Annotated in this window: 16 protein-coding genes; 11 read left to right on the top strand and 5 right to left on the bottom strand. The window is 61.8% G+C overall.

Annotated features, from left to right (window positions below):
• Window positions 1–318: 318 nt before the first annotated feature.
• Window positions 319–1578, top strand: coding sequence for an ATP-binding protein (locus tag KUV72_RS11115; protein WP_206938594.1), 1260 nt, complete (start codon window positions 319–321; stop codon window positions 1576–1578).
• A gap of 21 nt (window positions 1579–1599) precedes the next feature.
• Complete coding sequence (locus KUV72_RS11110) at window positions 1600–2139, top strand: response regulator transcription factor (RefSeq protein WP_206938592.1); 540 nt, start codon at window positions 1600–1602, stop codon at window positions 2137–2139.
• Between the two features lie 70 nt (window positions 2140–2209).
• Here the strand turns inward: KUV72_RS11110 and KUV72_RS11105 are convergent, their stop codons facing one another.
• Together KUV72_RS11105 and KUV72_RS11100 are read right to left on the bottom strand one after the other, a co-directional pair.
• A complete protein-coding gene (locus tag KUV72_RS11105) occupies window positions 2210–2977 on the bottom strand; it encodes a 3-hydroxybutyrate dehydrogenase (protein ID WP_222238414.1) in 768 nt (255 codons plus the stop codon).
• Window positions 2978–3113: 136 nt separating this feature from the next.
• Window positions 3114–3587: a [NiFe]-hydrogenase assembly chaperone HybE gene (locus KUV72_RS11100; RefSeq protein WP_222238412.1), complete on the bottom strand. Its 474-nt coding sequence runs from the start codon at window positions 3585–3587 to the stop codon at window positions 3114–3116.
• Between the two features lie 98 nt (window positions 3588–3685).
• On the opposite strand from KUV72_RS11100, the gene KUV72_RS11095 reads away from it, so the two are divergent.
• From KUV72_RS11095 to KUV72_RS11085, 3 genes are all read left to right on the top strand, one after another.
• On the top strand, window positions 3686–4522 hold the full coding sequence (locus KUV72_RS11095; protein ID WP_206938579.1) for an inositol monophosphatase family protein: 837 nt from the start codon (window positions 3686–3688) through the stop codon (window positions 4520–4522).
• A gap of 226 nt (window positions 4523–4748) precedes the next feature.
• The gene (locus KUV72_RS11090; protein WP_206938577.1) at window positions 4749–5012 is read left to right on the top strand and encodes a GrxA family glutaredoxin; all 264 of its coding nucleotides are present in this window, start codon (window positions 4749–4751) and stop codon (window positions 5010–5012) included.
• A gap of 367 nt (window positions 5013–5379) precedes the next feature.
• Complete coding sequence (locus KUV72_RS11085; protein ID WP_222238411.1) at window positions 5380–6138, top strand: DUF1338 family protein; 759 nt, start codon at window positions 5380–5382, stop codon at window positions 6136–6138.
• A 66-nt stretch (window positions 6139–6204) separates the two neighbouring features.
• Here KUV72_RS11085 and KUV72_RS11080 read toward each other — a convergent pair whose 3' ends face one another.
• The 3 genes from KUV72_RS11080 to KUV72_RS11070 all read right to left on the bottom strand — a co-directional run bounded on the left by KUV72_RS11080 (window position 6205) and on the right by KUV72_RS11070 (window position 9282).
• Entirely contained in the window at window positions 6205–7482 is a 1278-nt protein-coding gene (locus tag KUV72_RS11080; RefSeq protein ID WP_206938573.1) for an MFS transporter, read from the bottom strand.
• Between the two features lie 348 nt (window positions 7483–7830).
• A complete protein-coding gene (locus KUV72_RS11075) occupies window positions 7831–8490 on the bottom strand; it encodes a CoA transferase subunit B (RefSeq protein ID WP_206938571.1) in 660 nt (219 codons plus the stop codon).
• Between the two features lie 90 nt (window positions 8491–8580).
• Window positions 8581–9282 carry a CoA transferase subunit A gene (locus tag KUV72_RS11070; protein ID WP_206938569.1) on the bottom strand — a complete coding sequence of 234 codons (702 nt, stop codon included), beginning with the start codon at window positions 9280–9282 and terminating at the stop codon, window positions 8581–8583.
• Between the two features lie 179 nt (window positions 9283–9461).
• Here KUV72_RS11070 and KUV72_RS11065 point away from each other — a divergent pair, with 179 nt between their 5' ends.
• The 6 genes from KUV72_RS11065 to KUV72_RS11040 all read left to right on the top strand — a co-directional run bounded on the left by KUV72_RS11065 (window position 9462) and on the right by KUV72_RS11040 (window position 15088).
• Complete coding sequence (locus KUV72_RS11065; protein ID WP_222238409.1) at window positions 9462–10388, top strand: LysR family transcriptional regulator; 927 nt, start codon at window positions 9462–9464, stop codon at window positions 10386–10388.
• A 127-nt stretch (window positions 10389–10515) separates the two neighbouring features.
• Window positions 10516–11391 carry an acyltransferase gene (locus KUV72_RS11060; protein ID WP_222238408.1) on the top strand — a complete coding sequence of 292 codons (876 nt, stop codon included), beginning with the start codon at window positions 10516–10518 and terminating at the stop codon, window positions 11389–11391.
• The gene (locus KUV72_RS11055; RefSeq protein ID WP_222238407.1) at window positions 11334–12272 is read left to right on the top strand and encodes a LysM peptidoglycan-binding domain-containing protein; all 939 of its coding nucleotides are present in this window, start codon (window positions 11334–11336) and stop codon (window positions 12270–12272) included. The genes KUV72_RS11060 and KUV72_RS11055 overlap by 58 nt, the downstream gene beginning before the upstream one ends.
• A gap of 238 nt (window positions 12273–12510) precedes the next feature.
• Window positions 12511–13671, top strand: coding sequence for a glycosyltransferase family 4 protein (locus tag KUV72_RS11050; RefSeq protein ID WP_222238406.1), 1161 nt, complete (start codon window positions 12511–12513; stop codon window positions 13669–13671).
• A 64-nt stretch (window positions 13672–13735) separates the two neighbouring features.
• Window positions 13736–14311: a phosphatase PAP2 family protein gene (locus KUV72_RS11045; RefSeq protein WP_222238404.1), complete on the top strand. Its 576-nt coding sequence runs from the start codon at window positions 13736–13738 to the stop codon at window positions 14309–14311.
• A gap of 177 nt (window positions 14312–14488) precedes the next feature.
• Window positions 14489–15088: an alpha-ketoglutarate-dependent dioxygenase AlkB family protein gene (locus tag KUV72_RS11040; protein ID WP_222238403.1), complete on the top strand. Its 600-nt coding sequence runs from the start codon at window positions 14489–14491 to the stop codon at window positions 15086–15088.
• Window positions 15089–15214 lie beyond the last annotated feature (126 nt).

The following is a 15214-nucleotide window of genomic DNA, read 5'->3' as shown; positions in this document are numbered from 1 at the left end:
TCTTGCATCAACGGCCGCTGGCTTGGGCAAGCGTGAGTGCCGTCGATGTCCGCACCAGCGCGATGTCTGCGCTACCGATTATTCCCGCAAGCGCTGTCATTGCGTTGCCGACATTGCGCTACCAGTGGTGTTGCGCCTGCCCAGGCCTGCGACGCGGCCTCAGCGCTGGCTGCCACATCAGCTTGCCACTGTTGCTCAGCTGGGGTGACAACGCAATCGCCAGGCTCCAAAGCTCTTGATCTGGGCAAGCAAGCTCGAGACATACGACGGTCCATTGCGCGATGCGGTATCATGCCGCCACTTAATGAGGGAGACATCATGCAAGCCGCACTTCCGCTACCCCTATCGACGCCAAACCGTAATCTGGTTCGCCTCACCTTCGTGCGGGGAATCACCTGGACCGGCTTCCTGGTGGCCATCATCGTGGGTATCGAGCTGCTGGACTTCGCTCTGGATGTCCCTGCCGTCATCGCCGTGATTGTGGCCATGGGCGTCATCAACATCGCCACCTGGTGGCGACTCGGCCGCCCCCGGGATGTCAGCCACCACGAGTATCTACTCCACCTGCTGCTGGACGTCGCCGGCCTGACGCTGTTGTTCTATTTCACTGGTGGGGCCACCAATCCCTTTATCACCTACTATCTGGTGCCGGTAACCATCGCCGCCGCCACCTTGCCCTGGCGTCATGCCTGGATTCTGGCCATCACTGCCATGGCCTGCTACAGCGCGCTGATGGTGGTCTATCACCCCGTACCGCAGCTGGGCTCTCACTATGCCTCGAGCGTGAACCTGCATGTGCTCGGCATGTGGCTCAATTTCTTCCTGTCTGCCGGTCTGGTCACCTTCTTCATCTACAAGATGGCCCACGCACTGCGCCATCGTGAGCAGGCCCTGGCCCGAACTCGGGAGGCCGCGCTGCGCTCCGAACAGGTGCTGGCCGTGGCAACACAGGCCGCTGGCACCGCCCACGAGCTGGGTACCCCACTGTCGACCATGGCGGTCGTACTGTCCGAATTGAAGAGTGAACATGCCGACCATCCACGCCTGGTGGAGGATATCGACCTGCTGCGCCAGCAGGTCGATACCTGCAAGGCCCGCCTGCGCCATCTCGTCGACAGCGCCGACCTGCAACGCAAGGATGAGCCGAAACGACTCGATGCCAGGACCTGGCTTGAAGGGGTGATCGATCGCTGGCGTGTCCTGCGGCCGGATGTCACCCATGAAGTCAGTGTTTCGCGACGCCGGGGACAACCGATGATTGCCGTCGATACCACCCTGGACCAGGCGCTGACCAACCTGCTGAACAATGCGGCCGATGCACGACCGGACGACATCGCGATCCAGCTCGACTGGACGGCGGATCAGGTCGTCATCGACATTCGCGACCACGGTCCGGGCATTCCCATGTCGATTGCCGATCAGCTGGGCGACACCTTCGTCTCTACAAAGAGCAAGGGACTTGGTATTGGACTGTTTCTTACCCATGCCACCATCAATCGCTTCGGCGGTGGCGTCAGTCTGTATAATCACCCCGAAGGCGGCACCTTGACCGAGGTGTCACTGCCCCGCGTCAGCTGAGTCTCCCCGATAGAGGACATCATGCAAGACACCGCACACAGGCTACTGATCATTGATGATGATGACGTCTTCTGCCACGTCCTTGAACGCGCCATGCAGCGCCGAGGACATGACGTCAAGGTGGCGCTGGACGCCACCCAGGCGCTGGAACTGGCCCGCAGTCACCAGCCCGATGTCGCCACCCTGGACCTGAAACTCGACCAGGAGTCCGGGCTGAAACTGCTGCCCGAACTGCTGGAAGTCGTTCCCCAGTGTCGCGTCGTGGTACTGACCGGCTACTCCAGCATCGCGACGGCGGTGGAGGCGATCAAGCTGGGTGCCGTCAACTACCTGTGCAAGCCGGTAGACGCCGACGAGGTGCTGGCCGCGCTAGAGCAGCGTGAAGGCAACCCCGAGACGGAAGTGGCGGACAACCCTCCCTCGATCAACCGGCTTACCTGGGAGCATATTCAAAAGGTTCTGCAGGAGCACGATGGCAATATCTCAGCCACCGCCAGAGCGCTAGGCATGCACCGCAGAACCCTGCAACGCAAGCTGCAGAAGCGTCCGGTCAGGCGCTGACGCGCTGGTGCGACGTGTCAGACGCCGGTCGACTGGTCGGCGTCTGACCCATGTGACGTCGCCGCGATGACTACTGTGCTGTCCAGCCCAGGTCGATATTCCAACTGGCTCCGGTAACCGCGCCAGCCGCATCCGAGGCCAGGTACGCCACCAGAGAAGCGACCTCGCTGGGCTCGATCAACCGCTTCACCGCAGCGTTCTTGAGCATGATTTGCTCGATGACCTGCTGTTCTTCCATGCCATGCAGCTTGGCCTGATCGCTGATCTGGTTATCCACCAACGGTGTCTTCACATAGGCAGGACACAGCGCATTGGCCGTAATCCCCTGCGCGCCCCCTTCCAATGCAGCGGTCTTGGTCAACCCGATCATGCCGTGCTTGGCGCTGATATAGGCCGACTTGCCGGGCGAAGCCACCTGAGCGTGCACCGAGGCAATGTTGATGATCCGCCCCCAGCCGTTGTCACGCATCGACGGCCACACGGCCTGGGTCAGCAGGAAGGGGGCGGTCAGCATGAGATCGATGATCCGGCGCCACTGCTCCTGGGGAAAATCGACAATCGGTGCGACATGCTGAATGCCCGCATTGTTGACCAGAATATCCACGCGACCGAAACGTGCCAGCGCCTCATCCACTGCTCCGTGACACGCCTCGCCCTGGGTCAGGTCAGCCTGATAGAAGGCGGCGCCCTCGGCCTCTGCAGTCTGGCGCCCTTCCGGGTTGAAGTCGACGGCCAGCACCTCATGTCCCTGGGCGCGTAGCTCGGCCACTACCGCGGCTCCGATGCCACTGCTGGTGCCGGTCACCAGTGCGACCCTGGTCGGGGAATTGGCACTCATCTCTCTCTCCTTGCGCGAGGCGTCTGCAGGTTATCGCCCGTACGGTTCGCCACCAACGGCGCCGTACATTAGGGCACCAGCATAGATAGTGCTGCAGTGCAGCGCCAGCCATCCCATAGTCGAAACAAGGGATCGTTCAGCCTGGGGAAGCTTCCGTCATGACGCGGTCCATCAGCCGCTGAGCCAGGCGACAGGCCTCGCCCATATCATCGACATCGTCCAGATCCGACAGCAACTCACATCGCCACAGCCAGCTGTCGCCTAGCGCCTCCCGATAAAATGCGAACTCACCACGTGGCAGGGTCACATACCATGGAGAACGGAAAGCCTCATCGGTGGGGACGTTGGCGGGACGGTCGCCCAGGCCTGGCGCTTCGGACGCCGACGGCTGCGACACATCTCTGACCAGCGCAAGGGACAGATGACATGGCGTCAGCCAGGCACCCAGCAGCCAGTCTGGATGACCGGGACAGACCCCGAAACACAGCGCGTCGACCTTCAGCCCCCGGCGCGAGCCCGCGCACACGTCCAATGCCTGCTGGTGGGCAACGCGATAGGTGACCGCCAGGGCCTCGAGACGACGGTATTGTTCGCGGGTCAGGGCGCTCATGATGTTTCCTCTACTGACGCGGCACGGGGTGCGAGATATCGGCGTGAGATCGTGGCGATGGTAGACTCTACACCATTGTCCCCTGCAAGGAGTGCCCCATGAACCTCGAGGAGCGCCTGGCCGTTACCATCGAGATCGCGAAAGCCGCAGGTCAGATGATCGCTGACGCCCGCGACAATGACGATCTACAGCACCACTACAAGGACGGACAGGAGCTGGTCACGGATACCGACGTCGCCGTCGACACCATGATCAGCCAGCGACTGGAGTCGGCTTTCCCCGGCGAAGAGCGCCTGAGCGAGGAACTCTCGCCCGATAAGGATGCCCTGGAGCAAGGTGGCGACCTGTGGGTGGTCGACCCCATTGATGGCACCGTCAATTTTGCCCACGGGCTGTGTCATGTGGCGGTATCGATTGCCTACGTCAAGGACGGGGTCACCCAGCTCGGCGTGGTGCATGCCCCGTTCCTGGGAGAGACCTACACCGCCGTGCGCGGCAAGGGTGCCTGGTGCAACGACCAGCCGATCAAGGCGAGCCAGGCGAAGAGCCTGGACGCCAGCCTGGTCGGTACCGGTTTTCCCTATCGTCGTGACAGCCGTCCCCCGCTGATGCGCCGACTCGGCGCGGTGCTTCATCGCTGCCGCGACATCCGCCGCAATGGCTCCGCCGCGCTGGACCTGTGTGACGTGGCTCGCGGTCGGCTGGATGCCTATTACGAAACCGTATCCCCCTGGGATTTCGCCGCCGGTTGGCTGATTGCCGCCGAAGCTGGCGCCACCACCGGACACCTCTACCCCTGTCCTGGTGGTCTGCCGGAGGACCTGTACGGTGAAAACCTGCTGGTCAGCGCACCGAGTATCCACGCCGAACTGGCCGATCTACTGCGCCGTGCCGACGCCGGCGAGCTACGTGAGGACAGCGCCGACCAGGCGTGATAGCGATGGCCGATAGGGAGAGATATGTTTCACCTATTGGCCTTCGACAGCACAATCCGTCACAATGCGCGCCACTTTCTTCGTCGACCTGCTCGCTTCGTTGTGCTGTTCTCACCTACGACCAACCGATAGGGCTTAACCAACGCCTTTGAAGGTCGTCTTCGAAGCGTCTTCACGCGGGTCACAGATACCACTCGTCAATGCATTGCGTATGCAAGGAGATGTCATGTTTGTTGTTATTTTCGGTCGTCCTGGATGCCCCTTCTGCGTGCGCGCCAAGGAGCTTGCCAACACCCTGAGCGATGCCGGCAGCATTGAAGGCTACCGCTACGTCGATATCCATGAAGAAGGTATCACCAAAGCCGACATGGAAAAGACCATTGGCAAGCCTGTGACCACCGTGCCGCAGATTTTCGTGGACCAGACCCACGTCGGTGGTTTCACGGAATTCGATCAGTACGTCCGTGACAACGCCATGTTGCCTGCCTGACCACCACCGGGAGTCGGCTCGACACCTGGCCAGGCACCACCGTGAACGGCTACGCGGTAAAGACACCGCGGTAGGCGGCGATCGGGGAGCCTGATGTGCTGACCGACGCGAAGGACGCGTGGAAGACATCTGAAAGACACGTGAAAAAACACGTCGAGAAAGCACGTAGAGAAAGCTCTTGGTAAAAGCACGGCGAGGGATCCATCGGCCCCCTCGCCGTTTTTTTATGCGCAGGCTTTTATGCTCAAGCGAGCAAAAACGACGTCATCAAAGATCCAAGCAGACAAACGTTCTCGCGTCGTTGAATGGTCCTGACGGCGCCATGCCTATACTCATGGCTCAGGTATCGGGCAGGCAAGGAACGGCAATGACAGAGCAGCAGCGCCTCGTTCAGCAACTCAGGCTGGACTACATTCACCAGCATCCGGATGTCAGTGCCTTGCGCCTGTGGCCAGTGGATGCGCCGATCGAGAGCTTTACCTTGGTGACCTTGAGCCAGTCGCCATGGAACCTCGCGTCACTGCTGCCGATGCTGGAAGCCCATGACTACCGCCCGCTGCACCGCTATGCCCTGCCCGAGCGAGGCCTGCTGGCCTGCTTGCTAGGGGGGCTTGGCGATGGCCCGCGTATCATCATCGTGGAGCTGCAGACCACCCGCCTCTCGCGAGCGCCTCGGGACGCGCTGCTCTCGCTGGTCAAGCAGGGCCACCCTTCGGCCCTGCCCCTTCCCGGCGCTTGCCGCCCCTGGCCGATGCCTGACTGGTCGCTGTATGAACGCCTGCATGCAGCCCACCCGCTGGCTGCCTGGCTGTCAGTGATGGGCCCCAGGGTCCATCACGTGGCGCTGGACTGCCACCACTTGGGCCGTCCGCTGTCACAGCTGGATAATGCGGTACGCCAGCAAGGACTTGCCCTCGGCGACGACGATGACCTCCCGTTGCCGATGTCGGCCATGGTCGAGCATCGCTTCTACCCTACCTGTTCACGCCGACTGGCCTTCGCCCATGGTGATGAGCATCGGGTGCAGCTGGGTGGACTGCTGCTGCTGGAAAAACAGGCCAGTGCCGGCCAGGAGCGCACCGCCGACGTGATGCTGCCACCCCACAGTCGCTGCGAAATCCTCTAGCGCACATAGCGTCAGCACCTGCGCGCATATCCAAGACGACATGCACTCGTCCTGGCGCACCGACTGTCAGCTCGGGGTCGACTCAGCCTCAAGATCCAGTTCCAGCTGCTGCGGTTCGTGGCGTGGATCGACCTCGGCGAAATGCGGTGTCTCCATGACCGGCTGAGCCACGAAGGGCTCCTGCTCCACGTGGCGATCTCGTTCACCATGCAGTCGCACCATCACAAACATGGCCAGCGAAAACGCCGCCATGCCCAGGAACAGCCACAGGCCATCAGGGCCTGCCGCCTGCATCACCAGGGACGCACTGAAGGGGCCGATGACCGAGCCGATGCCGTACCACATCATCAGCTTGGCGTTGGCGGCTACCACTTCTTCCGGCTCCAGCCAGTCGTTGGTGTGGGCAAGGCTTAATGAATACAGCGTATGCAACATGGCGGTATGACCACAGGCGATCGCCAGCAACCACCAGAAACTGCCGCCCGCCACTACCGAAATCAGCGCCCCGGTGACGGTCATGACGATGGCCATCCACAGGATGACGCGCCGCCTGTCCAGCCGATCCGATACGCGACCGAGGCCCCACTGGGCCACCAGCGCCACCAATGTGGTCACCGCCATGAATTTCGCGGTCTGGGCCGTTGTCAGACCGATTTCCTGTCCATAGTAGGGGGTCATGGCAAAGAAGGCCTGGACCATGAGACCGCCAGTGAAGGCGCCGACCAGCCCGACCGGAGCACGACGATAGAGCGTCTTCAGCTTGATCTTGCGAGGGGTAATATCGCCATGGCGGCTGGGCCCGTGGATACGATGAATCGATAGCGGCACCAGGGACAGGGCAAACAGCATACCGACTACCGAGAACAATACCGGCCCGGCCGGGTCGGCGATGTTCAGCATCCATTGCCCACCCGCCAGTGAGGTCGTCGAGATCACCATGTACCAGCCGAGCACCTTGCCCCGATTGTCATTGCTGGACTCACCCGATACCCATGATTCCATCACCATCAGCAGGCCCGCGGTGGCACCACCGCCAATCAGCCGCCACACCAGCCAAGCCCAGGGATTTACCCATAAACCATGCAGCATGGCCGTGACTGCCAGGGAGGCGGCACAGGCCGCAAACACGCGAATATGCCCGACGCTGCGGATGCGCTTCTCGAGCCAATAGCTTCCCGCCACGAACCCCAGCGAAAAGCTCGACATCAATAGGCCTGCCATCTGCGAAGGAAACCCTTCCAGTGACATCCTGACCCCCAGCAAGGTCATGATCAGGCCGTGACCTAGCAGAAAGCACATCTCACACAGAAAAAGCACAGGTAGCGTGGCGGGCAGCGCGCGCAAGGGGAACCTCCGTGGGTATGGGACGTGGACGATCGACCTGTCTGTCGTCCGCTCTGCGTGGGTGGGCTACAGGGACAGGACAGGGACGATACGGGGGCAACGGCGCCGCATTGTACCGATCCGTTGAGAGGAGACCATCCCTCGCAGGAGGTTCATCCACAAAATCTGTGGATAAGGCTGTGCATCAAGGCGTTTGAATGGCCCAGGGGCCCGACCACAGGGGGGGCATGCTCAAGATGGTCACAAAATCGACAACCCCTTGAAGCACTTCAATGAAAGCAGCGCTGAAACGAAAGCGGCCCGGCAAGAGCCGGGCCGCGATAATGCGTGTTCAAGCTGACACGCCAATCAGTCAAATACCATCTCCGGTACGTGCTCTGGAACGATCAGCTTGCCGGCGGTCTTCTCCTTGATCTCCTCGACGCTCACACCAGGCGCACGCTCCTTGAGGATAAAGGCGCCGTCATCGATCTCGAGGTAGGCAAGATCGGTCAGCACCCTTTTGATGCAACCCGCACCGGTCAGGGGCAAGGTGCACGACTCCAGCAATTTCGACGATCCATCCTTGGAGGCGTGGGTCATGGTGCAGATGATGTTCTCTGCCCCGGCCACCAGGTCCATGGCCCCGCCCATGCCCTTGATCAACTTGCCGGGCACCATCCACGAGGCAATGTTTCCGTTCTGGTCTACCTCAAAGGCGCCCAGTACGGTCAGGTCAACGTGACCGCCGCGAATCATGGCGAAGGACTCTGCAGACGAGAAAATGGCCGCTCCAGGGCGCGCCGTCACGGTCTGCTTACCCGCATTGATCATGTCCGGATCGACCTCTTCTTCCGTCGGGAAGCGGCCCATGCCGAGCAGCCCGTTCTCGGACTGCAGCATGACGTCCATGCCTTCCGGCACATAGTTGGCGACCAGGGTGGGAATACCGATGCCCAGGTTCACGTAGAAACCGTCTTCGAGTTCACGGGCGACACGCTGTGCCATCTGTTCACGAGTAAGTGCCATCTTGATGCCTCTTGTCTATGTCATGGAGCTGGTTGCCCGTTGGCGCTTACCTGGGCAAGCACCCTCAACGGGTCTGAATCTAGCGGCCTGTCAGCCCTGATGCACCGTGCGCTTCTCGATGCGCTTCTCGAAGGTGCCCTGGATCAGGCGGTCCACATAGATACCCGGCGTATGAATTTCGGCCGGATCCAGCTCGCCAGGCTCGACGATCTCTTCCACTTCGACCACGGTGATCTTGCCTGCGGTGGCCGCCATCGGGTTGAAGTTCTGGGCAGTCTTGCGATACACAACATTGCCGTAGCGATCCGCCTTCCAGCCCTTGACGATGGCAAAGTCGCCAACAATCGCTTCCTCAAGAATGTAGTGGCGTCCATTGAACTCGCGGACTTCCTTGCCCTCGCCGATAGGTGTCCCGTACCCAGTGGCGGTATAGAACGCGGGAATCCCGGCGCCACCAGCGCGCATCTTCTCCGCCAGGGTGCCCTGCGGGGTCAGCTGGACATCGATTTCACCGTCAAGCATCTGACGTTCAAACAGCGCGTTCTCACCCACATAGGACGCCAGAATCTTGCTGATCTGACGATCTTCCAGCAGCACACCAAGGCCGAAGCCATCCACGCCGCAGTTGTTGGATACGACGGTAAGGTCCTTGACCCCGCGACGCTTGATCTCGGCAATCAGATTTTCAGGGATACCACAGAGGCCGAAGCCTCCGGCCAGTACCGTCATTCCGCTTTCGATGCCGTCCATCGCCTCTTCATAGGAATACACGCGCTTGTCGAATCCGGCCATGTGGGCGCCTCGTCTGTCGATGATCAGTGAAAGAAATGCCTGGCAGCCGTCAATGGGCAGCAGGACACTGCTACAAGGTAGCACTGATGGCAGTGTTGCCCGGGATAATATATTTGTTAAGTTTGTTTTATTTATTGATTGTTTTATCATCCTTATAAATTTGACCTTGGTAGCACGCCATGACCGTGAAGCAACTCCGCGCCTTTCTCGCCGTCGCAAGGACGCTGAGTTTCACCCAGGCCTGCGAGCAGCTGCACCTGTCTCAGCCTGCCCTTAGCCTGGCCATCAAGGGGCTTGAAGACAGCCTGGGCGGGCGCCTGCTGATCCGCACCACCCGTAGCGTGCGACTGACACCGGAAGGCGAGTCGCTGGTGCCCCTGGCCAAGCGCCTGCTGGTGGAGTGGGATAACACTGAGGACGCCTTGCGCCAGCGCTTTACCTTGCAATTGGGTCGCCTCTCGCTGGCGGCCATGCCCGCCTTTGCTGGCAATCTGCTGGCGCCGTCCCTGGCGGTCTTTCACCGCCGTCACCCACGTATCAACGTGACCGTGCACGATGTGGTCAACGAGCAGGTCATCGACATGGTCCGCCAACGCCAGGTCGAGATGGGCATTGCCTTTGAGCCGGAAGCCACAGGCAGCCTGCACTTTACCCCGCTGTTCAGCGATCGCTTCATCGCGGTGCTGCCCCCCCGCTCTCCCTTGGTACAGCACTCATCGTTGTCCTGGGACACCCTGATGAACTGGGACTTTGTTGCCCTTCAGCGTCCCTCCATGGTCAGGCGCCTGCTGGAACAACAGCTGGGCAGCCGCCATGGCGCGCTCAAGGTCGCCTTCGAGACCCATCAGCTGGCAAGTGTGGGGCGCATGGTCGCCAACGGGCTTGGGGTCAGTGCCGTGCCAGCACTGTGTATGTCGCAAATGCAGGAAGCCGGAGCGGTCTGTCGGCCACTCTCCGACCCGGCGATCGAGCGCAGGGTCGGTATCGTGACCTGGAATCCCCATGAACTGTCTGTCGCCGCCCGCGCCATGGTCGATATCCTGGAGAGTGCCACGCCGCCCCCACAGCTACCTTCCCGTGCAGCGCAGCAAGAGGCGCAGCAGTGAGTGGCCAGCGCCGAGGATGCGCCTTCGGCTGGGCAGCCAGCGGCATATCCATTAGGATTGGCGAGCTCCCCGCTGCCCCCCAGCAGCGAACCAAGCGATACAATTCTGAGATGAGGTATGTAACTTGATGTCTAGCCTCAAGGGACTGGCCAGCATTCTGCTGCTTGTGGCCAACACCCTGTTCTGGACCCTGCCCCTGGTGTGCTTGACCCTGCTCAAGCTGATCACCCCAGGACGCCATCTGCAGCGTCGTGTGCTGGGCGGCCTAAACGCGATCGCTCTGAACTGGATAGGCTTCAACCTGTGGTGGATACGCCACTGGGTACGCCCTGACGTCAGGATAACGGTGCCTGACGATCTGTCTCCGGAGTCCTGGTACCTGATCCTGTCGAATCACCGCAGCTGGACCGATATCTTCCTGCTGATGATGGCGATGCATCGCAAGGTTCCCATGCCTCGCTTTTTCCTTAAACAGCAGCTGATCTGGATTCCGGTAGTCGGCATGGCCTGGTGGGCCCTGGAATTTCCCTTCATGCGGCGCTACAGCAAGGAACAGCTGGCGGCCAATCCGGCCCTGGCGGAACGTGACCGCAAGGCCACCGAGCGCATGTGCGAGCGTGCGCGGGATGTCCCCATCGCCATCATCAACTTTGTCGAGGGTACCCGCTTCACGCCGGCCAAGCGTGATGCGCGCCAGAGTCCGTTCACCCATCTGCTGCGTCCAAAGGCGGGGGGCATCGCGCAGGTGCTGGCCCTGCTGGGAGATCGCCTGGATGCGATCCTCGACGTCACGCTCGACTACCAGTCGAGCGCGCCGAGTTTCTGGCGCTTTTTGTGTGGCAAGGAAAAGGCCATTCGGCTTGATGCGCGTCGCCTGGACGTCGCTGACTGGATGCTGGATGGCCGCTACCACGACGACCCGATCTACAAGGAACGCTTCCATTCATGGCTCAATGCCCTTTGGCAAGACAAGGACGCTTCGCTCGCCTCGCACCGCTGGTGATCGCCGGCATGGCGCTGCTGATCACCGGGTGCGCTGGTTCCGGTGCCAACAGCGCGCCCAGCGCGAGATCCAGCCATGTGGCGAGCGCCTCCATCGCAGGAGACTGGATCAGCGTTCAACGCGGCGACACCCTCGGCACGATCGCCCGTAGGGCGGGCATTCCGCTGCTGCGTCTTCAGCGCTTTAACCCGGGTGTCGATTCTCGTCATCTGGCGGTGGGGCAACGCCTGCTGGTGCCGTCACGACAGGAGCGCGCGCCCTCCGGCGGCCCCTACCGTTATCAGGTGAGGCCCGGCGATACCTACAGCGCCGTCGCCAGACGCTTCGGCACGACCACGGCGCGCATTCAAAGCGCGAACCCCGGTGTCCGCGCTACTGATCTCAAGGTCGGGCAACTGATTCAGGTTCCACTGCGCGCCAGCAGCGCATCGACCAGCCGAGCGACCGCTGCGTCGAGCGCGCCTTCCAGCAGCGCCCGCCTGCCGGACCCTGGCCCGGTGACATCGCGGGCACGTGGCTGGCCATGGCCGCTGGACGACTATCGTGTAGTACGCCGCTACGGCAATGACAGTCGCGGCAGGCTGCAGCCGATGCTGCTGGCCACCGACGAGGGTGCCAATGCCAAGGCGGTCGCCGATGGAGAAGTCAGTTTCGCTGACAGCATGCGCCAGCTTGGCAAGGTAGTCATCGTCCACCATGCCGATAACCTGCAGAGCGTCTATGCGCTGTGCGGCGACATTCTGGTATCCAAGGGCGATCAGGTCACCCGCGGTACGCCGCTGTGCTCGGTCGGCAAGCACTCGTCGACCGGCCGCTATGACCTGCTGTTCGATATGCGCCATGGGGGCAAACCCATCGATCCTGGCACCATCCTGCGTTAAACGCCTCCGCCGTCGCCCTCTGCCGTCGCTCTCACTTATAGAGCGACGGCTTGCCACTAGGCCTTGCGCCGCGTCTTTCCGTCGATCCTCTCTGCAGCTGCTTTTTCCTGCCCGCACCACCCGCTCCGTCCGCCTGTAGTAACAGGCTATTCACGTGGCTGACCCAGAGCTGTCATGGGCGCATTGCATGCTCGTCCTCGAGCGGGCCAAGTGGGGCCCGACGGGCACGAGGAACGCCATGCGCATCTGTCTGGTCAGCGAAACCTGGTCTCCCGACATCAACGGAGTCGCCCACACACTCGGACGTATCAGCCGGGAGCTGCTTGCCCTCGGCGTGACCTTGCAGCTGGTGCGCCCGGAGCCTGTCGATGCCAGCGCCGCCAAGGCGGAGGGCATGGAGCACGAGCTACGTGTGCGCGGGATGTCGATGCCACGCTACAAAGAAGTTCGAATTGGCTGGGCCAGCGTCGGCACGCTGAAGCGCCTGTGGCAGACGACCAAGCCAGATGCCATCTATGTGGCCACCGAAGGCCCGCTAGGCTGGTCGGCCTTGTGTGCCGCCGAGAAACTGGACATACCAGTGGTCAGTGGATGGCACACCAACTTCGACCACTATTGCCAGGATTACGGTGTGCCCTGGCTAGCTCCGCTGGTCCGCCAGCGCCTGCGCCACTTCCACAACCGCTGCGCCGCCACGCTGGTGCCGACACATCAGCAGGCGCGTGAACTGGCAACCGCAGGATTCGAGCGCGTGTCTGTGATGGCGCGTGGTATCGAAGGTGACCGCTTCACTCCTGACAAGCGGAGCCAGGAGCTCCGGGACTCCTGGGGAGTCGGTCAGCACCAGCCGGTGGCCCTGTACGTCGGACGGTTGGCGCCAGAAAAGAACCTCGACCTGCTCAGAGACACCTTCCTCGACATGCTGGAGGCTCGTCCTGACATGCGCCTGGTCGTGGTGGGCGATGGTCCTGGACGAGCGAGCCTCGAGAAGGCACTGCCTGACGCCATCTTCACGGGGTTCATCGACTCAGCCCAGATGCAGACACACTACGCCAGCGCCGACATCTTCGTCTTTCCCTCCCTGTCGGAAACCTGGGGCAATGTGATACTCGAGGCCATGGCCAGCGGGCTCGCCGTCGTCGCCTTCCGGCATGCCGCAGGAGCAGAGCTGATCAGCACCGATCACGATGGGGTCAGTATCCCGCCGGGAGATAACCAGACCTTCCGCCAAGAGGCTGTGGCGCTATGCCAACAGCAGGCCCGCTACGCGCGGCTGGGCAGAGCGGCTCGGGAACGAGCACTGGCCTACCGCTGGCCCACTATCGCTCAGACCTTCCTGGACGCCCACGAACATGCACGCCATGCACGCGGACAGCTCTCGAACCCTGCCGAAGCCTGAGAGTGGCATGACCCACGCCACGCCGGGCCGGGCGCTGATTGATGTAACGGAGAGGAGACACGAGATGACCAACAAGATTCCTCAGTGGTTCGACCGACTCGACATGCTCGAGTGGCAGCTCTGCCAGCGCACCGCCGGATTCAGCATCTATCGGCCCTGGCTGTCTACCCTGAAAATCGCCAGCAAGCTCGGCGATTGGCCGGTATGGGTGGCGCTGATCATCGCCCTGCCGGCCTTGCATGGCCGTGATATCGGACTGCGCTTGATGTTCGAATACATCGCTACTGCGCTGGTCGCCATCGCGGTCTACAAGCTGCTGAAGACGCGCCTGTGTCGTGAGCGTCCCTTCATTACCTTCGGCGGCAGCATCCAATGCAACGAGCCCGCCAGAGACCGCTACAGCTTTCCCAGCGGGCATACCATGCACGCCGTGATGTTCTGCACCCTGGCAGCAGTACATAGTCCTGTCCTGCTGCCTTGGCTATTGCCTCTGGCCGGGTTGATTGCCATCTCCCGGGTTGGCCTGGGGTTGCACTACTACAGCGATGTCGTCGCCGGTGCCGCGCTGGGATATGCCATGGCCTTGGCCAGCCTGGGGCTCTCGACCACCTCTGTGCTGATGGTAGCAACCACGTCGTGAACCGAGTGCGGACCCTGTACTGCCTGCCAGCGGGTCCGCCCTAATCTGACACAGCGCCCAGCGCTCTCACAGCGTCCCTTCCTAAGAGCCACAGCTTCTCTTCGAATAAGCCCCAGCTTCCCTTATCTAGAGCCTGGCCCTCATGCCATGGCCCTGCAGGGCTGTTATGCTGACGCCATGCCCAACCCTGATACCCATCACATTCTGACGTCGCCCCCGCTGACGTATGTCTCACGCTTTCTGCCGAGCGACGTCGCCACTGACACCCTCGAAGGACTGCTGAGAGACCTGGATTGGCAGCGCCCCGCTATCCGCCTCTACGGCAAGACCCACCTGATCCCGCGCCAGCAGGTATGGATGGGCGACCACGCTTATCGCTTCTCCGGCAACGACTTTCTGCCATGCCCCTGGCACCCGCTGGTCGCTGATCTGCGGGACCGACTGAATGATCAGCTTCCTCCCGCAACGCCTTTCTTCAACAGCGTACTGATCAACCGCTATCGCAGCGGAGACGATCGCATGGGCTGGCACTGCGACAATGAGCGAGAGCTTGGCCCCCTGCCCGTCATCGCCTCCATTAGCCTCGGCGCCAGCCGACCCATGCGCTTTCGCTGGAAGGACCGCCGATCACCGGCGTTCAATGTCTGGCTCGACCATGGCAGCCTGCTATGGATGGGACCTGGCTGTCAGGAGCAGCTGGAGCATGCGCTGCTGCCCCGCAGCAGCGTCGGCCAGCGGGTCAACTTGACCTTTCGCCACCTCGACACGACCTCCTGACCCGTCACAGCTGACGTAGAGGCCTGACAACGAAGGCGCACCGAGATCACAATAGTGTTTTGCTGACACAAAAAACGGCGCCGATGGGCGCCGTTTCGTAGTGATGCTTGCGTTCAGCTGAGGCTT

The sequence above is a fragment of the Halomonas sp. DP4Y7-1 genome, assembly GCF_019800705.1.
Lineage (GTDB): Bacteria > Pseudomonadota > Gammaproteobacteria > Pseudomonadales > Halomonadaceae > Halomonas > Halomonas litopenaei_A.
This window is presented reverse-complemented; position numbering and strand designations above follow the sequence as displayed.